This is a genomic window from Coriobacteriaceae bacterium, assembly GCA_025992855.1.
Classification (GTDB): Bacteria; Actinomycetota; Coriobacteriia; order Coriobacteriales; family Coriobacteriaceae; genus Collinsella.
In genome coordinates this window covers 1,673,954-1,695,366 of record DAJPGB010000001.1, presented here as the reverse complement: position 1 = coordinate 1,695,366, position 21,413 = coordinate 1,673,954, and the positions used below count along the sequence as shown (strand labels likewise).

Annotated in this window: 21 protein-coding genes; all 21 read left to right on the top strand. The window is 61.2% G+C overall.

Annotated elements, in window-relative coordinates:
- Positions 1-2: 2 nt before the first annotated feature.
- On the top strand, positions 3-947 hold the full coding sequence (locus tag OIL88_07235; GenBank protein ID HJI72152.1) for an aspartate carbamoyltransferase catalytic subunit: 945 nt from the start codon (positions 3-5) through the stop codon (positions 945-947).
- The gene (locus OIL88_07230; GenBank protein ID HJI72151.1) at positions 931-2,220 is read left to right on the top strand and encodes a dihydroorotase; all 1,290 of its coding nucleotides are present in this window, start codon (positions 931-933) and stop codon (positions 2,218-2,220) included. The genes OIL88_07235 and OIL88_07230 overlap by 17 nt, the downstream gene beginning before the upstream one ends.
- Positions 2,221-2,336: 116 nt before the next feature.
- Positions 2,337-3,104: a dihydroorotate dehydrogenase electron transfer subunit gene (locus tag OIL88_07225; GenBank protein HJI72150.1), complete on the top strand. Its 768-nt coding sequence runs from the start codon at positions 2,337-2,339 to the stop codon at positions 3,102-3,104.
- Positions 3,104-4,027, top strand: a complete 924-nt coding sequence (locus OIL88_07220) for a dihydroorotate dehydrogenase (GenBank protein ID HJI72149.1) — start codon at positions 3,104-3,106, stop codon at positions 4,025-4,027. The genes OIL88_07225 and OIL88_07220 overlap by 1 nt, the downstream gene beginning before the upstream one ends.
- The gene (gene pyrF, locus OIL88_07215) at positions 4,021-4,737 is read left to right on the top strand and encodes an orotidine-5'-phosphate decarboxylase (protein ID HJI72148.1); all 717 of its coding nucleotides are present in this window, start codon (positions 4,021-4,023) and stop codon (positions 4,735-4,737) included. Before OIL88_07220 ends, pyrF begins: the two co-directional genes overlap by 7 nt.
- Before the next feature lie 239 nt (positions 4,738-4,976).
- Positions 4,977-5,285 carry an integration host factor gene (locus OIL88_07210; protein ID HJI72147.1) on the top strand — a complete coding sequence of 103 codons (309 nt, stop codon included), beginning with the start codon at positions 4,977-4,979 and terminating at the stop codon, positions 5,283-5,285.
- A complete protein-coding gene (gene gmk, locus OIL88_07205) occupies positions 5,286-5,855 on the top strand; it encodes a guanylate kinase (GenBank protein ID HJI72146.1) in 570 nt (189 codons plus the stop codon).
- Between the two features lie 5 nt (positions 5,856-5,860).
- Positions 5,861-6,142 carry a DNA-directed RNA polymerase subunit omega gene (locus tag OIL88_07200; protein HJI72145.1) on the top strand — a complete coding sequence of 94 codons (282 nt, stop codon included), beginning with the start codon at positions 5,861-5,863 and terminating at the stop codon, positions 6,140-6,142.
- Positions 6,143-7,387 carry a tRNA 4-thiouridine(8) synthase ThiI gene (gene thiI / locus OIL88_07195; GenBank protein ID HJI72144.1) on the top strand — a complete coding sequence of 415 codons (1,245 nt, stop codon included), beginning with the start codon at positions 6,143-6,145 and terminating at the stop codon, positions 7,385-7,387. It begins immediately after the preceding gene.
- 213 nt (positions 7,388-7,600) lie between these two features.
- Positions 7,601-8,314 carry a ComEA family DNA-binding protein gene (locus OIL88_07190; protein ID HJI72143.1) on the top strand — a complete coding sequence of 238 codons (714 nt, stop codon included), beginning with the start codon at positions 7,601-7,603 and terminating at the stop codon, positions 8,312-8,314.
- Positions 8,311-10,614 carry a DNA internalization-related competence protein ComEC/Rec2 gene (locus OIL88_07185; protein ID HJI72142.1) on the top strand — a complete coding sequence of 768 codons (2,304 nt, stop codon included), beginning with the start codon at positions 8,311-8,313 and terminating at the stop codon, positions 10,612-10,614. Before OIL88_07190 ends, OIL88_07185 begins: the two co-directional genes overlap by 4 nt.
- A 78-nt stretch (positions 10,615-10,692) precedes the next feature.
- Positions 10,693-11,655, top strand: coding sequence for a DNA polymerase III subunit delta (holA, locus tag OIL88_07180; protein HJI72141.1), 963 nt, complete (start codon positions 10,693-10,695; stop codon positions 11,653-11,655).
- A gap of 133 nt (positions 11,656-11,788) precedes the next feature.
- On the top strand, positions 11,789-12,055 hold the full coding sequence (gene rpsT / locus OIL88_07175) for a 30S ribosomal protein S20 (protein ID HJI72140.1): 267 nt from the start codon (positions 11,789-11,791) through the stop codon (positions 12,053-12,055).
- A gap of 96 nt (positions 12,056-12,151) precedes the next feature.
- Entirely contained in the window at positions 12,152-13,963 is a 1,812-nt protein-coding gene (gene lepA, locus OIL88_07170; GenBank protein ID HJI72139.1) for a translation elongation factor 4, read from the top strand.
- Between the two features lie 4 nt (positions 13,964-13,967).
- Positions 13,968-15,011, top strand: coding sequence for a tRNA dihydrouridine synthase DusB (gene dusB, locus OIL88_07165; GenBank protein ID HJI72138.1), 1,044 nt, complete (start codon positions 13,968-13,970; stop codon positions 15,009-15,011).
- A 2-nt stretch (positions 15,012-15,013) separates the two neighbouring features.
- Positions 15,014-16,246 carry a radical SAM family heme chaperone HemW gene (gene hemW, locus OIL88_07160; GenBank protein HJI72137.1) on the top strand — a complete coding sequence of 411 codons (1,233 nt, stop codon included), beginning with the start codon at positions 15,014-15,016 and terminating at the stop codon, positions 16,244-16,246.
- 58 nt (positions 16,247-16,304) lie between these two features.
- Positions 16,305-17,408, top strand: coding sequence for a DnaJ domain-containing protein (locus OIL88_07155; GenBank protein ID HJI72136.1), 1,104 nt, complete (start codon positions 16,305-16,307; stop codon positions 17,406-17,408).
- A gap of 81 nt (positions 17,409-17,489) precedes the next feature.
- Complete coding sequence (gene dnaJ / locus OIL88_07150; GenBank protein ID HJI72135.1) at positions 17,490-18,638, top strand: molecular chaperone DnaJ; 1,149 nt, start codon at positions 17,490-17,492, stop codon at positions 18,636-18,638.
- A gap of 9 nt (positions 18,639-18,647) precedes the next feature.
- Positions 18,648-19,940 (top strand): MiaB/RimO family radical SAM methylthiotransferase, encoded by a 1,293-nt coding sequence (locus OIL88_07145; protein HJI72134.1) that lies wholly within the window; start codon positions 18,648-18,650, stop codon positions 19,938-19,940.
- Positions 19,921-20,907 carry a PhoH family protein gene (locus tag OIL88_07140; GenBank protein HJI72133.1) on the top strand — a complete coding sequence of 329 codons (987 nt, stop codon included), beginning with the start codon at positions 19,921-19,923 and terminating at the stop codon, positions 20,905-20,907. Before OIL88_07145 ends, OIL88_07140 begins: the two co-directional genes overlap by 20 nt.
- Positions 20,904-21,413, top strand: a complete 510-nt coding sequence (ybeY, locus tag OIL88_07135) for an rRNA maturation RNase YbeY (GenBank protein ID HJI72132.1) — start codon at positions 20,904-20,906, stop codon at positions 21,411-21,413. Before OIL88_07140 ends, ybeY begins: the two co-directional genes overlap by 4 nt.

The window sequence follows — 21,413 nt, the reverse complement described above, 5'->3', positions numbered from 1 at the left end:
CCGTGGCGTTCAACCATAAGCACCTGATCGACATTACCGAGTACTCCGAAGAGGACATCAAGCTCATCCTCGAGACCGCCAAGGCGTTCTCCGAGGTCAACGAGCGTGCGATCAAAAAGGTCCCCACGCTCAAGGGCAAGACCATCGTCAACATGTTTAACGAGCCCTCGACGCGCACGCGCAGCTCCTTCGAGCTTGCCGAGAAGCGTCTTTCGGCCGACAGCCTCAACTTTGGCGGCTCCTCGACCTCCACGGTCAAGGGCGAGAGCCTCGTCGATACCGTCGAGACCCTCAACGCCTATAAGATCGACTGCATCGTCGTGCGCGACAAGCACGCCGGCGCGCCCTACATCGTCACGCAGAACTCGCCCGCGAGCGTCATCTGCGCCGGCGACGGCAAGCACAACCACCCCACGCAGGCCCTGCTCGACCTGTACACCATCTGGGAGCACAAGGGCGACTTCCACGGTCTGAAGGTCGCCGTCGTCGGCGATATCGCGCACTCCCGTGTCTGCGGCTCGCTGATCCCCGCCCTTAAGATCATGGGCTGCGAGACCTACGCCGTCGCCCCCGGCACGCTGCTGCCGCCGGCGCCCGAGGTCCTGGGCTGCGACCACGTGACGAGCGACCTCGATTCCGTCCTGCCCGAGCTGGACGTCGTCTACATGCTGCGCGTGCAGCAGGAGCGCCTCGAGGGCGCTCCGTTCCCGACCATTCGTGAGTACCACAAGCTCTTCGGCCTGACCAAGGACCGCGAGAAGCTCATGAAGCCCGACGCGATCATCTGTCACCCGGGCCCCATCAACCGCGGCGTCGAGTTCGACTCCTATATGGCCGACCACCCGCAACGCTCCGTCATCCTGGAGCAGGTCTACGCCGGTATCTGCGTGCGTATGGCTATCCTGTATCTGCTGCTTGGAGGTGCCGATAATGGCCTTGCTTCTTAAGAATGCCCACGTCGTCGACCCGTCCGTCGAGCTTGACGGTGTCGTTGACGTCCTGATTGACGGCGATAAGATCGCCGAGGTCGGCGAGAATCTCGCCGTCGAGGGAGCCGAGGTCCGCGACCTTTCCGGCAAGTACCTCGTCCCCGGCCTGGTGGATATGCACGTGCATCTGCGCGAGCCCGGCTACGAGGTCAAAGAGGACATCGAGAGTGGTACCCGCGCTGCTGCCAAGGGCGGCTTCACCGGTGTGTGCGCCATGCCCAACACCGATCCCGTCACCGATAACGGCACCGTCGTGGAGTTCGTCAAGTCCCGCGCTGCCGAGGTCGGTCACTGCCGCGTCTATCCGTCGGGCGCCATGACCCGCGGTCTTAAGGGCGAGGCCATGTCCGAGATGGGCGATATGGTCGCCCACGGCGCCGTCGCCTTCACCGACGACGGTCGCGGCGTGCAGGGCGCGGGCATGCTCCGTCGCTGCATGGACTACGGCAAGATGTTCGGCAAGGTCTTTATGAGCCACTGCCAGGACGAGGACCTGGTCGGTCACGGCCAGATCAACGAGGGCAAGGTCTCGACCCGTCTGGCTCTCGAGGGCTGGCCGGCTGCCGGCGAGGAGCTCCAGATCGCCCGCGACATCGAGATCGCCAAGCTGACCGGTGCCAAGCTGCACATCCAGCACATCTCCACCGCCCATGGCCTGGAGATCGTGCGTGCCGGTAAGGCCGCTGGCGTTCAGGTTACCTGCGAGGCCACCCCGCACCACATGTTCCTGACCGAGAACGATCTGGACGAGACCTACAACACCTCGCTCAAGGTCAATCCGCCGCTGCGTACCGAGGAGGATGCCGAGGCCATCCGCCAGGGCGTCATCGACGGCACCGTCGACGCTATCGTCACCGATCACGCTCCCCACACCCCGTGGGAGAAGGCCCGTGAGTTCGAGCTTGCGCCCTTCGGCATGATCGGCCTCGAGACCTCGCTGTCGCTCGTACTCACCGAGCTGGTCAACACGGGCAAGATGAGCATGGGCCGCATGGTCGAGCTCATGGCCATCAAGCCGCGTGAGATCCTGGGCCTCGACCAGGTTCAGGTCAAGGCGGGCTCCGTTGCCGACCTGACCGTCTTCGACGCGTCCGCCACCTGGACGGTCGGCGAGGACGGCTACGAGTCGCGTGCCGAGAACTCCGGTTTTGCCGGCCGCACGCTCACCGGTCGTGCCACCGATGTGTTTGTCGGCGGTAAACAGACGCTTGCCGACGGCTGCATCTGCTAGCATAGCCTTATCGCTTTTGTGCGCGGCGCCCTTGCGGTGCCGCGCTTTCTGTTCGCCTGAACCATGCAACCGCATGGGGGATTGGAGCGTCTATGCCCACACCTTCCACTGCACGCATGCACGACTTCGAGGTCGTCTCGAACCAGGAGATCGCCGACGGCATCTTCTCGCTCGTTATCTCGGCCCCCAAGCTTGCAAGTGCGCTCAAGCCCGGTCAGTTTGTGAACATTGCCGTGCCTGGCGATGCGTCCTCGCTGCTTCGCGTGCCCCTGAGCTTCTATCGCGCCGACGCCCAGGCCGGCACCGTCGAGCTGTGGTACGCCGTCGTGGGCGACGACACCCGTCGTCTGTCGCAGATGGCCCCCGGTTCCACCTCTAATCTGCTGGGCCCTGGCGGCCGCGGCTGGCTTGTGCCCGAGGGCACCAGGAAGGCGCTGCTCGTTGCGGGCGGCATCGGTGTTCCGCCCGTGCTGTGCCTTGCCGGCATGCTCGTCGAGCAGGGTGTGGCCGTCGACGTGTGCCTGGGCTTTGGCACCGCGTCCAAGGCCGTGGGCGTCGATGAGTTCCGCGCGCTGGGCGCCACGGTCAACGTGTGCACCGACGACGGCTCGCTCGGCACGCACGGTTTTTGCACCGACCCGGCAGCCGAGCTGCTTGGAGAGGGCGGCTACGACTATGTGGCCAGCTGCGGCCCCGCTGTCATGATGAAGAAAGTTGCCGCCGCTGCCGCCGAGGCCGGTGCGTACTGCGAGGTGTCGCTCGAGCGCATGATGAGCTGTGGCTTTGGCGCCTGCAACACCTGCAATGTCGAGACGGTCGACGGTATGAAGGGTGCTTGTATGTGCGGCCCCGTGTTCGATGCTTCCAAGGTGGTGGTCTTCTAGTGGGTACCGTGAACATGGCCGTCGATTTCGGCGGCGTCAAGATGCAGAACCCCATTAACACCGCAGCCGGTACCTTTGGCTACGGTTGGCAGTTCCAGAACTTCTTTGATGTTTCCCAGCTGGGCGCCATCACCACCAAGGGTTGCGCTGCCGAGCCCTGGCCCGGCAATCCCGCGCCCCGCATGGCCGAGATTCCCGGCGGTATGATCAACTCCGTGGGTCTTCAGAACCCCGGCGTGGCCGCCTTTGCCCGCGAGTCCGGTCCGTGGCTCGAACAGCTGTCCAAGGACGGCTGCCAGGTCATCTGTCAGGTTGCCGGTCACTCCGTTGACGAGTTTGTCCGCGCGCTCGAGATGTATGTCGAGCTGTGCCCCTGGGCTGCCGGCTACGAGATCAACGTGAGCTGCCCTAATATCGCCGCCGGCGGTGCCGCCATGGGCTCCACGCCCGAGGGCGCCTCTTCCGTTATGGCTGCTTGCCGCAAGGTGACCGATAAGCCGCTGTTCGTGAAGATGGCGCCGGTCAACGTCGCCGAGATCGCCAAGGCCCTCGAGGCTGCCGGCGCCGACGGCCTTTCGGTCATCAACTCCATCCAGGGCATGGCCATCGACGTCCATACCCGCAAGTCCCGCGTGGCCAAGCCCAAGGGCGGCCTTTCGGGCCCGCTGTGCCACCACATCGCCGTGCGCATGGTCTGGGAGGTTGCCCAGGCCGTCGATATCCCCATCAACGGTGTCGGCGGTGTCATGACTGGCGAGGATGCGGCTGAGTTTATCCTGGCCGGCGCCACCTGCGTGTCGGTCGGCATGGCCAACTTCGTCGATCCGTGCGCTTCGCTTAAGATCGCGCATGAGCTCGAGGCCTGGGCCGAGTCCCAGGGCGTAAAGGACATCAACGAGCTGGTGGGTGCTTTCGAATGCTAGAGAATGATGCCCGCGACCGTGTTATCGTCGCCCTCGACTGCGACCGTGAGCGCGCGCTCGAGCTCGCCCACGAGCTTTCGGGCCATGCCGCCTGGCTCAAGGTCGGCATGACGCTCTATTACGCTGAGGGTCCCCAGATCGTCAAGACCTTTAAGGACCTTGGCTTTAAGGTCTTCCTCGACCTTAAGTTCCATGACATTCCGCATCAGGTGCGCGGCGCTGCCCGCTCGGCCTCGCTTGCCGGTGCCGACCTGCTTTCGGTCCACGGCCTGGGCTCGGGTGCTATGCTCGCTGCCTGCCGCGAGGGTGCCGAGGAGGCGCGTGAGGACCGCGCCAAGCTCGTCGCCATCACCGTGCTCACGAGCATGAATCAGGATGCCTTGAGCGAGATCGGCGTCGAGTCTCCCGTGGCCGAGGAGGCCGCCCGCTTGGCAAAGCTTGCTCAGGCCAACGGCATCGATGGCATCGTGTGCTCACCGATGGAGGCTCACGACATGCGTGAGCTGCTGGGTCCTGATGCCCTGATCGTGACTCCGGGTGTGCGTCCGGTGGGTGCCGCCCTTGGTGACCAGTCCCGCGTGGCGACGCCTTCCCAGGCTATCGAGCGTGGCGCAAGCCACATTGTGGTGGGCCGTCCCATCACCGGTGCCGACGATCCGGTTGCCGCCTTTGACGCCATCGTCGCCGAGCTGGTCGAAAACGTCGCGTAAAAGATTCCCCTAAGTCACCACTTTTGGGTCTCATTAGCACAAAATAGCCCCTGTGCCTGCGTAAACTTTCCCATCCTTTGTGTGGAATCGCAGGTCAGGGGCTTAACTTTGGGCGCAGTATATTGCACTTTTTGCGGGTATCGTCTAACCTATGGACCCGCGATTAGGCATTTTGTACGTTCTACGTGCTAAAATGCCAATTATTGAATCAGATATAACCCAACTATTTGGAGGTACGAATGGCACTCCCTCAGCTTACCGACGAGCAGCGCAAGCAGGCTCTTGAGAAGGCTGCTGCCGCACGTCACGCCCGCGCTGAGCTTCGCGAGCAGATCAAGAAGGGCGAGAAGTCCCTCGAGTCCGTGCTCAACTCCGATGACCCCATCGCTTCCCGCATGAAGGTTTCCACCCTCATCGAGTCTCTCCCCGGTTATGGCAAGGCCAAGGCCGCCAAGATCATGGAGGAGCTCGGTATCTCCGCTACTCGTCGCGTCCAGGGCCTCGGCGTCCGTCAGCGCGAGCAGCTCCTCGAGCAGCTGACCAAATAAGTGAGCGCTCAGGATTCCAAGCTCTTTGTGATTTCTGGACCGTCAGGCGCAGGCAAGGGTACGCTCGTCACTCGTGTGCGCGAGCGCCGCTCGAACCTGGGTCTGACGGTTTCGGCTACCACGCGAGCACCACGCAAAGGTGAGGTCGACGGCGTCAACTACTTTTTTCTGACGCGCGAGGAGTTCGACCGCCGCGTGGCAAACGGTGAGTTTGTTGAGTGGGCTGAGGTCCACGGTAACTGCTACGGCACGTTGGTGAGCGAGGTCACATCCAAGCTCGCCTCGGGCTCGTCTCTGATTTTGGAGATCGATGTCCAGGGCGCCCTGCAGGTGAAGGAGCGTTTTCCCGAGGCCGTGCTGATCTTTATCAAGCCGCCTTCGCTTGAGGTGCTCCGCGAGCGTCTAGTCGGTCGCGGTACCGAGACGCCTGAGACGATTGAGCTGCGTATGGCAAACGCCGCCGATGAGCTTGCCCTTGCCGACCGCTACGACGACGTCGTGGTGAATGACGATCTCGACCGCGCGACCGATGAGCTCGTTCGCGTTCTCGATATGCATGAAAGGATCTGAGGTCCGTGTCCGTTGTAAAGCCTTGCATTGACGATCTTCTGGAGAAGACCGATCACAACCGCTTCCTGCTCGCTTCGCTTGCCTCCAAGCGCGCCTGCGACATCAATAGCATGCTGCGTGGCCAGCACAACCGCGTGCTTGCCGTCCAGGATGTCGATGACATCACCATCGGGCTTTCCGGTGCCGATACCATCTCGATGGCTATGGACGAGATTGTCGACGGCGACATCTCTTACGACGAGGCCCGTTACGAGAAGGCGCTCGGCCACAAGGTTGCTGAAGCCTAAATGGCGGCTCGCGTCTGCCTAGTCCACTATCACGAGGTTGGGCTGAAGGGCAAGAACCGCGCACATTTTGAGCATATCCTCATGGATAACATCAAGGCGGCCTTGGCCGCCTTTTCCGTGAATGCCGTGTCTCGAATTTCCGGTTATATCCTCGTGACCTTTAACGAGCATCAGGCCGACGAGGCGGCGCGTGTCATCCGCACCGTCCCCGGCGTTGCCCGTGTGTCTTTGGCGTATCACACCAACCGCGACCCGCAGGAGTACTGCGCCGCCGCTGTGAAGGCGCTGCGCGAGTTTGGTTCCTTTGATTCGTTTAAGGTGCACGCCAAGCGCTCCAATACCGACTATGAGCTCACCTCGATCGATATCAATCGTCAGGTGGGCGAGGTGCTATGTGAGGCCTTTCCCGATAAAAAGGTTCAAATGCACGACCCCGATGCGATGGTGCACGTACTGGTGGTCCAGGGTAGCGTTTATGTGTACGCGCGCTCCGAGCGCGGCGTGGGCGGTCTGCCGGTGGGTTCTGCCGGCAAGGTCGTGACGCTGCTGTCGTCGGGTATCGATTCTCCGGTGGCGACTTGGATGCTCGCGCGTCGCGGCGCGGTCTGCGTGCCGGTGCATTTTTCCGGTCGTCCGCAGACGCCCGATACGAGCGAGTATTTGGTGCAGGATATCATCCGTGCGCTTGAGCCGGGTGTCCAGATCGGCCGCCTGTACGTGGTGCCGTTTGGCGACTGCCAGCGTGAGATTTCGGTCACCTGTCCCAGTAACCTGCGCGTGATCATGTATCGCCGCATTATGTATTCGGTTGCCGAGCACATTGCACACATTGAGGGTGCCAGGGCCATCGTTACGGGCGAATCGCTTGGGCAGGTTGCCTCCCAAACGCTTGAGAACATCATGGCCGTCAACGAAGCCGTGAAGATTCCCGTGTTCCGTCCTCTCATCGGTTCGGACAAACAGGAGATCATCGCACGCGCCGAGGAGATCGGTACGTTCGATATCTCGACTGAGGCCGCTCCCGACTGCTGCACGCTGTTTATGCCGCGCCGTCCCGAGACGCACGCTAAACTCGATGCCGTGCATGAGGCCTGGGAACTGTTTGATCACGAGGAGATGATTGAGCGTCTGCTCAAGCAGACCGAGTACATCGACTTCGAGAGCAACACGTATAAGGCCCCTAAGACCTTAAAACGCAAACATTCTGAGCTTGCTCCGCGTGAGATTTACCAAGATCACGAGTAAATTTGTGCATAGTCCGACGATGCGCCTGCATCGTCGGTCTATTGCTATCTGGGCATTTTGCGGCTAAGTGTTCATTTGCTGACGTGTGCCTGAATAAATGGACATTATTTCGCAAGGTTTTGGTCAGCTTTTGGTTTGACCGCGAAAACCGGTTTTGGGGCGTGGCTGTTGCGGAGCTCCTTTCCTGACACGATGGTGTTGGGAGGTTTTGCTATGGCGCAGCGCGAACAACACGAACGAGTCAAAAAGATGGACCGCTGGGCGGGCAAACTGCTCGGTCATAAGGCAGTGGTGATGGCGATACTGGTCGTCATTGCGATGGCGAGTGGGCTGGCGATGGCGAACCTTGGCGGCGGTGCCGGCGGTGTGTCGTTTGAGCGCACTGATGGTTCGGGCACGTTAGTGGAGCCGGGATCCGGCGATGCTTCGAGCGGAAAGACATCCGAAGTCTCTTCGCCTAAGGCGTCTGCCGCGGCAGAGGTCTATGTCGATGTTGATGGCGCCGTGGTGTCACCCGGTGTATATCGCCTCAAAGACGGGGCGCGGGTGGCTCAGGCGATTGATGCCGCCGGCGGGCTGGCGCCCGAAGCAGACGTTACGGGGCTTAATCGTGCATCCAAGGTCACTGATGGACAAAAAATTCACGTTCCAACGGTAGGGGAGCAGCAGGCGTCCATTGCGGAAGCCGGTGTTGATGGTGGGACTTCCGCATCATCAGGCGTCGGTGGCGCAACAGGCCTAGTAAACATTAATACGGCAAGCTCGGCAGAGCTGCAGACGCTCTCGGGAATCGGTCCCTCAATGGCACAGTCGATTATCGATGAGCGGACAAAGAACGGTGCTTTTGCTTCGGTTGACGATCTGATGCGTGTGCCGGGAATCGGCGAGAAGAAGCTTGCCAAAATCAAAGATTGCATCTGCGTATGAGCGCGACCGAGCGCGAGCACGTGATGCCTCCGCGACCCCTGATTCCGTGGACGATGGCCCTGTGTGCCGGCATGTGCATGAGCTGCGCCTTGGTGCTCAACATGGCCGCTGATGCGCTGCTGACAGAGCGGGCGACGGCGGTCGGGCCGCTATGGGCCATTTCCGTTGCGGCGGCGGTATTCGTTGTGCTGGCTCAATCTTGTGCGCGGCTTGTCCCTTTGAAGCGGTGGTTGTATGCCGTGTCCGTCGGCCTCGTGGCGGGAGCGGTCGTCTCGGAGTGGTGGGCCGTGGGTGTGCTCAGTGCCGCGAAGACGCTCGACGGTCGAGCGGCAAGCAGTCTCGAGTTTGTCGTGCAGGGTGACCCATCCATAAACGACGACGTGTATTCCTATACCTGCGAGGCACGCGCGGACGGCAAGAACTTGGCAACGGTTCGCCTATCGTGTGATCGTGAGCTCAAGGTCGGGGTGCACGTGCGTGTTATAGGTCGCGTTTTACGTTTTGAGAACGATGCGTATGGGCGCTCACGCGTGCTTCGAGGCGAGCTCCGAAAAGTGAAGGTCATCCGGTTGGTGTCGGTCGACGAGGGCTCTCCGGGGCCGCTGCTTCGACTGCGAAATGGGCTGCTTGCGTCCATCTCGCCTGCGACCGACCCGGCGCGTGCGCTCATAGCTGGAGTCGTCTGCGGTCGTTCGGCCGAGCTGCGCGCCCAGCCGGCGGGCGACTGGTTTTCGGTGACGGGAACGGCGCATCTTATCGCAGTCTCGGGCAGCCATTTGGCTATCGTGGGGTTTGTAATCGAGGGTGTATTGCAAAAGACTCGGTGCTCACGTGGTCTTCAGCGGGCAATATTGGCGATAACGCTTGTGGGCTACGCTGCCTTTACGGGCGCGTCTCCCTCGGCCGTGCGCGCGTGCTGCATGGTGTTCGTGACGCTTGTCGTAAACGGCGCGGGGCGTCGTCGGCACGGCCTTTCGGCACTCTTCGTAACCATGTCCATCTTTTTGCTACTGCGGCCGACGGTGCTGTTCGAGATGGGCTTTCAACTCTCGTGTGCCAGCGTCTTAGCCATTCTGTGCTTTTGCCCCTATGCGACCTACGCTTTGGGTGAGCTGGGTGTGCCATCGGGCGTTGCCGGCATGCTTTCCGTCACGCTGTGCTCGCAGTTGGCGACACTTCCCATTACCATTCCTGCCTTCGGTACATTCTCGCTCATTGCTCCGTTGGCAAATGCGGGCATCGGTCCGGTGGTGAGCGTACTGCTTGCTGTGTCGATCGTGCTAGTTCCCTTTTCGCTCGTGGAACCGTTGCGGACTTGGGCGCTCGTTGTGCCCATGATTGCCGCCCGTTGTGCGCTGTTCTTCGAGCAGCTGTTTGCCGCCGTGCCGGGTGCATACGTGAGCGTGCCGCCCGATAGCATGTGGATTTACCTAGTGCCGTGTTTTCTGGCGGTTCTGCTGGTCTGGTGGCCGCGTCCCCGTGCACGTCCTATGGCGGTGGGGCTTGCATGCCTGATGCTCTTGGCTGCGATTCCGTACGTCTATTGGGATCGATTCGCTCCGCCTTCGGTGACGGTGCTCGATGTGGGCCAGGCCGATGCGATTCTTATCCGCCAAGGCGGCGCAGTAGCTCTCGTCGACTGCGGGCTCGACGAGCGTGTGGTTGCGGCGTTGGTTCGCAATAACGTGCACCATATCGATGCCGTCTTTGTGACGCATTGGGATGAGGACCACTGGGGTGGTTTGCCTGCCGTGCTCGAACAGTTTTCGGTCGGAACGATTGCCGTGGCGGCGGATGCGCTGGAGGATGCTCCTGCCGAGGTATTGAACCGACCTGGCGTGGAGTATCGGCAGGTGCGCCGTGGGGATACGGTCGACATCGGCTCATTTTGCGCTCGCGTGATGTGGCCATTCGAGTTCGTGGATGGCGAGGGAAATGAAGACTCGCTTGTCCTGCTGCTCTCTTATGTTCAGGAAGGCAAGGGCCTGCGAATACTTCTCACCGGTGATGCCGAGCTCGACCAAGAGCGGGAATTCGTGCAGGAGGTGGGGGATATCGATGTCCTTAAACTTGGGCATCACGGCTCCAAGGTTTCAGTCGATGGCGAGTTGCTGGACGTCCTGAAGCCCGAGCTTTCCCTCGCAAGCGCCGGTGAGGGGAATCGATACGGCCATCCGTCCGATGCCTGCATCGATGCCGTTAAGGAAGCGGGTGGTGTGTTCGCGTGTACCATCGAACACGGCGACATCACCGTCACACCGACTGCGAATGGCTTTGCGATGCGATGCCAGCGACCGTGACGACGTCGTTGGCGTGTGGTGGGCCCCTGGGCTAGAATGGCACGGAACGAATACGAAGGCCTGCGGGAGGGGAGCGCAATGTCCGAAACCGGTTTGCTGCCGGCATATCTGATCGTCGGTACCGACGGAGTTAAGCGCGACCACGCCGTCTCGCGTATGAAAGCGCGTCTGGAAAAATCGGGTATGGTCGAGTTCAACCTCGACGAGCGAGACATGACCAAGGACCCCGATATCGAGTCCATTATCGGATCGCTTAACACCTTTCCGATGGGCAGCGAGTTTCGTCTGGTAATCCTCGATGGCTGCTCAAAGCTCGCCAAGGCGGTCTCGGAGCCGCTCGTTGGGTATCTGGCGAGTCCCAGCCCAACAACGGTCTGCCTCATCATCGCCGACTCACTTGCCAAGAATACGCGCCTGTATAAGGCAATCGCCAAGATCGACAAGAAGGCTATCGTCGATTGCTCGGGTACCAAGCGCTGGGAACTGCCGCGCCGTGTTCAGCAGATGGCGACGCAGCGCGGTAAGTCGATTTCGACGGCGGCCGCCGAGGAGCTCGTCTCGCGTTCGGGCGAAAACACGCGCATGCTCGATAACGACTTGGCTAAGCTTGCTCAGATGGTCGAGTCGCCCCAGATTGAACTTGCCGATGTTGAGCGCTGGATTGTACGTACGGCCGAGATCCAACCCTGGGACTTCCTCAACGCCGTCTCGGCTCGCGATATGCGGCGTTCGCTCGAGCTCTTTAAGCTCCTGCCCTCCAAGAGCTACGTGTGGACTTACACATTGCTGTGCGGTCGCATTCGCGAGCTTATCGTCGCCAAGGCGCTCGACGCGCGTGGGCAGGGTCGCGAGCTGGCCGCAACGCTCAAGCTCCAGTCCTGGCAGGTCAAGAATCACCTTACCTGGGCGCGTCGTTTTTCGATGACCGAGCTCGTCGCAGCGCTCGAGGGTGCGGTCGATGTGGAGCTCGCGCTCAAGGGTTCGGCCGATTCTCAGACGGCGCTTTTGCTCTGGATTACGAACATCTTGAGAAAATCGTGATGATACCTGCCTATTTGACAAATTCGTTCTATCCCTTTGAGAGGGAGCGTGCTATAGTAGGCGCTTGCATGACCTCACCGTGTCTCAGAGGTGTCATACATTTTTTGCAAGGAACTCGAAAGGAACTCCAGAAGTGGCAAACATCAAGTCTCAGAAGAAGCGTATCCGCACCAATGAGGCAGCTCGCATGCGTAACAAGGCTGTCAAGTCCGAGCTCAAGACGCTGACCAAGCACGTCCAGTCCGCCGTCGCCGAGGGCGACGCCGAGAAGGCCCAGGCTGCCCTCAAGACCGTCACCAAGCGTCTCGACATGGCTGCCGCCAAGCATGTTATCCACAAGAACCAGGCTTCCAACCGCAAGTCCGGTCTTGCCAAGCTCGTGAACAGCATCAACGCCTAAGTTGTAAATTTCACACCACACAGATTACGCGCATAAATGGAGCCTGTTTTATGGAACAGGCTCCATTTTTTGTACCGCTCGGGTAAGATAGTCCGCATGAATACTTCAATTGACATTTCCCACATCCGCAACTTCTCGATCGTTGCGCATATCGACCATGGCAAGTCCACGATCAGCGACCGCATCCTCGAGCTCACCCATACCGTCGACGAACGCGACATGGAGTCGCAGCTGCTCGACACCATGGATATCGAGCGCGAGCGCGGCATTACGATCAAGTCCAATGCCGTCCGCGTTTCCTATGACGCCGACGATGGTGAGACGTATCAGTTCAATCTGATCGATACGCCGGGCCACGTGGACTTTACCTATGAGGTCTCGCGCTCGCTGGCAGCCTGTGAGGGCGCGGTACTCGTTGTCGACGCCACGCAGGGCGTCGAGGCGCAGACCGTTTCCAATGCGACGCTCGCCATGAACGCCAATCTGGACATTGTGCCGGCCATCAACAAGATCGACCTGCCCTCGGCCCATCCCGATGAGGTCAAGACCGAGATCGAGGATGACTTGGCGATCCCTGCCGATGATGCCGTGTGTGTCTCGGGCAAGACCGGCGAGGGCATCCACGATCTGCTGGAGTCCATTGTCTTTTTGATCTCTCCGCCCAAGGGCGATGCGAACGCGCCGCTCAAGGCACTCATCCTGGATTCGTACTTCGACGAGTATCGTGGTGTCGTCGCCACGGTGCGCATCTTTGACGGTTCCATCAAAAAGGGCGATACCCTGCGCATGATGCAGGCAAAGGGCGACTTTTTGGTCGATGGCGTGGGCGTCAAGCGTCCCGCCGAGACCCCGGTCGACGTGCTGACGGTCGGCGAGGTCGGATACGTGGTCACGGGCCTGAAGGACCCCGAGGCTGTGCGCGTGGGCGATACCCTTACGTGGGCGTCGAACCCCTGCCCCGAGCCGCTGCCCGGTTATCGCGAGGCCAAGCCCATGGTCTATACGGGCCTGTTCCCGATCGATAATAAGGACTACGAGAACCTGCGTGACGCGCTCGATAAGCTGCACGTCAACGACCCGTCGTTGGTGTGGGAGCCCGAGACCTCGGTGGCGCTCGGCTTTGGCTTCCGCGTGGGCTTCCTGGGCCTGCTGCACATGGAAGTCGTCAAGGAACGCCTGGAGCGCGAGTTCAACCTGGACCTCATTGCCACGAGTCCCTCGGTCGACTATCACGTCTACAAGACCGACGGCGAAATGATCGATGTCCGCAGCCCGCAGGATCTGCCCGAGGCCACGCGCATCGAGCGTATCGAAGAGCCCTACCTCAAGGCAAAGATCATCTGCCCGCCCGAGTATACGGGTGCCGTCATGCAGCTCGCTATCGAGCACCGCGGCGTCACGACCGATATGATCCACCTGACGAGCAAATCGGTCGAGATGCGCTTCGATATGCCGCTCGCCGAGCTCATCTTGGACTTCTTTGATCAGCTCAAGAGTCGCACCAAGGGTTACGCCTCGCTCGACTACGAGTTCAACGAATATCGCCCCTCCGAGCTCGTGAAGCTCGATATTTTGCTTTCGGGCGACGAGGTGGACGCGCTTTCGTTTATCGTCCATAAGGACAAGGCATATGGCCTGGCCCGTGGCCTGTGCGACAAGCTCAAGGAGATCATCCCGCGTCAGCTTTTCGAGGTGCCCATCCAGGGTGCTATCGGCAACAAGATCATCGCCCGTTCCACCGTCAAGGCGCGTCGCAAGGACGTTCTTGCGAAGTGCTACGGCGGCGATATCTCGCGTAAGCGCAAACTGCTTGAGAAGCAGAAAGAGGGCAAGAAGCGCATGAAGGCTATCGGCTCGGTCGAGGTCCCGCAGGAGGCGTTTATGGCGATCCTCAAGGTGGACGAGTAGGTCCATGGCGCTTTCTGAATACAGCAAGCGGCTGCTGGGCGCCTATGCCGAGCAGCCGTTCCTTATGGCTCCCATGGCGGGCGTGACCGACCCCGCCTATCGCATCATGTGTCGCCGACGCGGTGCCAACCTTGCCTACAGCGAGATGGTGAGCGTGGCAGGCCTTGCCTATGCCAGCAACAAAACGTGGCGCCTGGTGCTGCCGGCCGACGAGGAGCCGCAGATTTGCGTGCAGCTCTTTGGCTCCAAGCCCGATCAGTTTGCGAGCGCCGTCGCCGCCGTCGAGGAGCGCGTTGGCGATCGCCTGTCGCTCATCGATATCAATATGGCATGCCCCGCCCGCAAGGTTGTTACCAAGGGCGAGGGTTCGGCGCTCATGCGCACGCCCGATCTGGCGGAGAAGATCGTCGAGGCCACGGTGGGCGCGGCGCACGTGCCCGTGACCGTCAAGATCCGCAAGGGCTTTTATGCCGAGGACCGTAATGCCGCGACGTTTGCCCAGATGCTTGAGGGCGCAGGGGCTGCCGCAGTCGCCGTGCATGGTCGTTGCGCCACGCAGCTCTACACGGGCCAGGCTGATTGGTCAGTCGTCGATGAGGTTGCCGACGCTGTCGAGATTCCCGTGATTGGTTCGGGCGATGTGTTCTCGGCCGAGGACGCTGCTGAGCATCTGCACGGCTCGGGTGCCAGCGCGGTGTTTATCGCGCGCGGCATCTACGGCAATCCGTGGGTGTTCGGCGATGCCCGAGTCCTTGCACTCGATGGCACGCCGGTTCCTTCTCGCTCCTCGGTCGAGCGCCTGGAGGCTCTGCGCGAGCACCTGACGTTGACGCATGAGCTTCTGCCGCTCATGTCGCGTGCTCGCACGTACGCAAGCTGGTACTTAAAGGGCATGCCCCATGCCGCCGCCTGGCGCGCTCAGGTGGTGCGTTGCTCTACGTACGAGGAGTTTATGGCGCTGGTCGATGATATCGAGCGCGACGTGGTGGCCTGCGAGGCCGCGCTTGCCGCCGGTGAGTCGGTGCCCGCTCATCCGCTGGAGGCTTAAGGGTGGCCGTTACCGCGCTGTACGTGCACGTGCCGTTTTGCGCTCAAAAATGCCGCTATTGCGACTTTGACTCGCGCAGCTTTGCTGCGTGTGATTTGGATGCTGCGCTCGATTCCTATTTTGAGCAGCTGTATGCGCGCCTCGATTCCTTCGGCGACGCCGGGGCGCTTGCGCAGGTCCGCACGGTCTATACTGGCGGCGGCACGCCGTCACTTGCTGGGGAGCGCCTGGTGGAACTTGCCCGTCGTATCTCCATGTGGTGCAAACCCGCTGAATTTACTTGCGAAGCCAATCCTGAATCCCTGACCGCTGAGCTCGCCACCGCGCTTGCCGGGGCGGGTGTCACGCGCATCTCTCTGGGCGTGCAAACACTCGACAATACCGAGCTGGCTGCTATTGGCCGCATTCACGATGCCAATCGGGCACTTGCGGCTATCGCGACGGTGAAGGACGCTGGCCTCGATGTGTCGTGCGACCTGATGTGCGGCCTTCCCGGGCAGACGGCCGCAAGCTGGCGGAGCACGCTCGATGGCGTGCTGGCGGCGGCGCCGCATCATGTATCGGTGTACCCGCTCACGCTCGAGGAGGGCACGCCACTCTATCGCATGGCATGCCGTGACGAGTCGCTCGAGCCCGACGAGGATTTTCAGGCTTCGTGCATGGACGCGGCGCGTGAGCGCCTGAGTGCGGCCGGCTATCATCCGTATGAGGTGGCGAGCTACGCGCTCTACGGCCATGAGTGCGCCCATAACATTGCCTACTGGACCGGACGGGGCTACCTGGGCCTGGGTCGTTCTGCCGCGGGCATGCTCGACGACGAGGACTTCGACCGTCTTGCAGGTTTGTTCCCCGGCGTGTCTTCTCGAGGCGATGCGTACCGCGTGCGTCTGGTGCAACGTGACGATGACGCGACGGCGTTCGAGGCCGAATTTCTGTCGCAGCGCGAGGCTGTCGCCGAAGACTTGATGCTTGCTTGTCGCATGACGCGCGGTGTCGCGTCCGACCTGTTGGTTCGCGCGGCTCGTGTCATCCCGGCCGATGGGCTGACAGCTGCCTGCGATCGCGCGCTCGAATTGGGTCTTGCCACTTGGGTGCCCGAGACGCTCGGGGTTCATGAGGGACCCTTCACTTCGGCAGATGTCGTCGCGGGCCATGTTCGAGCTCGTCTGGCGCCGACCCACCTGGGCTGGCTCGATGGAAATGTTCTGTTCGAGCTGTTTTGGGATCTAGCTTAGGCCGCTCGGGTAGAATTACCGGAATATATACGCTGCTGTGAGCAGGAGGTTGCCGCGCATGGCGACGATGAACGAAAAAGATTACTACGAGATTCTGGGTGTCTCCAAGGACGCCACCTCGCGTGATATTCAAAAGGCCTTCCAGCAAAAGGCCCGCAAGCTCCATCCGGACGTCAACAAAGAGCCGGATGCCGAGGAAAAGTTTAAAGAGGTTTCCGAGGCCTATGCCGTGCTTTCGGATGAGCAAAAACGTGCGCGCTACGACGCCATGCGTTCTGGCAATCCATTTGCCGGTGCTCCTACGGCTTCGCCCTATGGTGGCGGCTACGCCGGCAACACGGGCTATGGCAATCCCTTTGAGGGCGGCTTTCCCTTTGGTGGCGCCTGGGGCCAGCAGCGTCGCGGCCAGGCTGCCTACAATCCCGAGAACGGCGCCAACGTGGTCGTCGATATCAAACTCGACGCCAAGGAGGCCAAGGGCGGTGCCCGCAAGACCGTCCGCTACACGCGCTTCGATACCTGTGGTCACTGCGGCGGCTCGGGCTCCGTTTCGTCCGAGCATGCACATACCTGCCCGAGCTGCGGTGGCCGCGGCCACATCGACGTCGACCTGTCCTTCCTGTTTGGTGCGGGCACGTTCCAGTCGGTCTGCCCCGAGTGCGGCGGTTCCGGTAAGGTCGTGGCCGACCCCTGCCCCGATTGCGGTGGCAGCGGGCGAACCCGTGTGACCTCCGAGCAGACGATTGAGTTTCCTGCCGGCACGCATGACGGCGACGAGGTCCGCATTAGCGGTATGGGTCACGCCGGCACCAACGGTGCCTCGGGTGGCGATCTTGTCGGCCGCGCCCATGTTGAGGCCGAGCGCCTGGAAGGCAAGGCCCGTACCGGTTTTTACCTGATGGGCATCGTGGCGCCATTTTTGGTGCTGTCGGCCATCTCGGGCGTGTTCTCGGCCTTCGCCGTGATGTGCTTTATTCCGTTTACCATGGGCATGTTCATGGTGCTTTCGGACGGTGTGCTTCATCGCAGCCTGCTGTGGTGGAAGCGCGGCGCGATGCAGTTTGCCAACGGTTTTGCCAACGGCTTCATGTTCGCGCTCGTGTCGGTTTGGTTCGCAAGTTGCTCGCAACGGGCCATGCTTTCGCCGTACCAAATGCAATAACATCAAACCCTCTGTTTGCGGTCGGCCCGGCTTGGGTATAGGACGCACTGTGACAATAATGAAAGTCGGAAGGATTCTGTCGTGTCGGAAAATAGGGATTACTACGAGGTGCTTGGCGTCGACAAGGATGCCGACGCGCGGACGATTAAGCGTGCGTTTCTAAAGAAGGCCCGTACCGTACATCCGGATGTTTCGGACGACCCCGAGGCCGAGGCCAAGTTCAAGGAGCTCAACGAGGCCTATTCCGTTCTTTCCGATGAACAGAAACGTGCTAACTACGACCGTTACGGCACTGCCGACGGCCCTGGTGGTTCGGGCTACGTCGATATCAACGATATCTTTGGTGGCATGGGCATGGACGACTTGTTCTCGTCGTTCTTTGGCGGCGGTGCCGGCGGAGGCGCCCGCAGCCGTCGTGAGCGTCGTCGCGGACGTGACATGGCCATCTCGCTTTCGGTGACGCTCGAGGAGGCGGCGCTCGGCTGCAAAAAGACGATCAGCTATGACCGCCTTGCTCCTTGCGAGGACTGCAATGGCACCGGTAGGGCAGAGGGCGCACAGGAAAAGCAGTGCGGCCGTTGCCACGGTACGGGCTACGTCACGACGGTTCAGCGTTCGTTCCTGGGCCAGGTTCAGTCTTCCTCGCCTTGCCCCGACTGCCATGGCGAGGGCACGGTTATCGACCATCCCTGCGAGACCTGCGACGGTCAGGGCCGCACGCCTTCGCATGAAAAGATCGACATCGATATTCCCGCCGGCGTTTCTACCGGTCGCCAGCTGCGTGTGAGCGGCTTTGGCGAGGCCGGCCTTCGCGGCGAGCCTTCGGGCGACTTGATTGTCAACGTGCGCGTCGCCGACCACGAGCGTTTTAAGCGCAACGGTGACGATCTGTACCTGGTGAGCGATATCTCGATTGCGCAGGCTGCGCTCGGCTGCGAGATCGAGGTCGAGGGCATTATGCCCGACGAGGTCGTTAAGGTGACGGTTCCCGCCGGTGCCCAGTACGGCGACACCGTGAGCGTCAATAATTACGGAATGCCGCGCATTGGCGGTGGCGGTTCGCGTGGCCGCCTGATCGTGCAACTGCGCGTGGTCGTTCCCACCAATCTTTCCAATAAGCAACGCGAGCTGCTCCGTGCTTTTGCCGATGAGATGGGCGATGACGTCGCTTCCGGTAAGAAGTCGGTGACCGACCGTATCAAGAGTGCCCTCGACGATATCCTCGATTAAGGAGCCCGCGTGCTCGCACCCCATATTTCCGTCGTCAACCTCGGCTGCCGTGTCAACCGGGTTGAGTCTGACCGTATCACTGCCGATCTTATGCGCCTGGGCTTTGCTATGGTGGAGCCCCACGATGCCGATCTGATCGTCATTAACACCTGTGCCGTTACGGGCGAGGCCGAGGCCAAGACCCGTAAGGCCGTCCGTCATGCGCTGGCCCATCCAAACGAGCCCTATGTGGTCGTGACCGGATGCGTGGTCAATTTGCATCCCGAGGAGCTGTTGGAGCTTTCGGATCGCGTGATCGCCGAGCCGTCCAAGATCGATGTCGCCGAACGTGTCTGCGAGGTGCTGGGCGTTGAGTCCGATAGCGTTCCCGCCTGCAGCGATGACGAGGTGGTCGATGCGCTCGGTCGCTCTCGCCTGGGCGTGAAGATCCAGGACGGCTGCAACCATCGCTGCACCTATTGCATTGTGTGGAAGGCGCGCGGCCCCGAGCGCTCCGTGCCCGTCGAGTCCGTGCTTGAGCAAGTTCGCGAGGCCCAGGAGGCCGGCGTGCCCGAGGTGGTGCTGACCGGTGTGAACCTGGGTGCCTACGATGGCAAGAGCGCGACCGACGAGCATGTCGAAATCGATGAGCTGCTCGAGGCCATCATGGAGCGCACGACTATTGCGCATGTGCGCATTTCCTCGGTCGAACCCATGGATATCTCTGAGCGCCTGCTTAAGGTTATGGCGCGCTATCCGCAGCGTATCGCCCCGTTTTTGCACCTGCCCGTGCAGTCCGGCTGTACGGCGACCCTGCATCGCATGGGTCGTCCCTATAGTGCCGAGGCCTTTGAGGACACGGTGCGCATGATTCGCGCCAACTTGCCCCAGGCGTCTCTTTCGTGCGATGTCATCGTCGGTTTTCCTGGTGAGACGGACGAGGAGTTCGAGGAGTCGCTGGCACTGTGCCGCCGCGTGGGGTTCTCGCGTATGCACGTGTTCCGCTACAGCAAGCGTCCCGGTACCCTTGCTGCCGACATGCCCGACCAGGTGCCGCCTGAGGTTATGGCCGAGCGCAGCCGCCGTATGCGAGACGCGGCGCAGGAGCTCGCTATTGCCGATGCTCGTCGTCGCGTGGGCACTGTCGAGCGTGCCGTGCTTGAGTACGGTGACAATTTAACGCTCGGTTCGTTCCATCATGCCCGTCTTGACGATACCTGTGGACTTACAGCCCCGTGCCTGCTCGATGTTGCTATCATCGGAGTCGATGATTCCGGCTTGGTCCATGCGCGCAGGGAGGTCCATGGAAGCCTCGAAGATTAGACTTACCGTTCCCGAGGGAATTGATCCCTCGCGCGTTTTGGGCGCCGGCGACGGCGTCCTTCGTGCGCTCGAGAGTTTGGTTCGCGCTCACGTGGTCGCCCGTGGCGATAGCATCGCCGTGAGCGGTGACCCGGACGAGGTCGAACTCGTGGCGCGTTTTTTCGAACATACTTTCCGTGAGGCGGCCGCCGGGCGCACGCTGTCTGCCGACGATGTCTCGCGTTGCCTGGCCGTCTTGCGCGACGGCGAGCATGAGGCCACATCGCTTCGCGATGACGTGCTGCTTTCATACCGCGGTCGTGTCATTCGTCCCAAGACGCTTGGGCAAAAGCGCTATGTGGATGCCATCCGCTCGCATACCATCACCTTTGGCTTGGGTCCTGCCGGTACCGGTAAGACCTATCTGGCCATGGCGCTCGCCGTTGCCGCGCTCAAGCGCCACGAGGTGGGCCGTTTGATCTTGACGCGTCCGGTTGTCGAGGCGGGGGAGAACCTGGGCTTTTTGCCCGGCACCCTCGAGGAAAAGATCGATCCGTACATGCGTCCGCTCTACGACGCCCTTTTTGACATGATGGATCGCGAGCGAACCGATGAGCTTATGGAGCGCGGCGTGATCGAGATCGCCCCGCTTGCCTATATGCGCGGTCGTACGCTGAGCGATGCCTTCGTGGTACTCGACGAGGCGCAAAATACCACGCCCGAGCAGATGAAGATGTTCCTGACACGCCTTGGCTTCAACTCCAAGTTCGTGATTACCGGCGACCTGAGCCAGCGCGACCTGGTGGGTCGTCGTGGTGGCTTGGCGGATGTCGAGAAGATTTTGGGCTGTGTCGACGATGTGGCGTTTGCACACCTGGAGCGCGCCGATGTGGTGCGCCATGCCCTGGTGGGTCGTATCGTCGAGGCATACGATGCTTATGATGACGTGCGTGAGCAGCGCTCGCGCGACCGAAAGGAGTCCCGTTGAGTGTATTGATCAGCAACGATGCCGAGCTCGATACGCTGCTCGACGTGCAGGAAGTGGAGCACATCTGCGAGGTTGTGCTTGCCGCCGAGGGCGTTGAACGTGAGGTCGAGATCTCCCTTTCGTATGTCGATGAGGACGAGATGCATGAGCTCAACCACGAATGGCGCGGTATCGATCGCACGACCGACGTACTCTCGTTTGAGTGCGACTCGGCTTTTGACGAGGATATCCCTGCCGATGAGACGCTCGAACTCGGCGATATTATCCTGGCCCCACAGGTCATTGCCCGCCAAGCCCCCGGTTTTGGCAACAGCCCCGCCGACGAGTGCCGCCTGATGCTCGTGCACGGCATGCTGCACCTGATAGGCTACGATCATATCGAGGACGACGAGGCCGAGGCCATGGAGGCGCGCGAAGACGCCATCCTGCGCGATCTGGCGCTCGATCGCGGCGAGGATCCTAAGCTTGTTCACGTCGGTCCCATCACCAACCATGCCCACGACTAG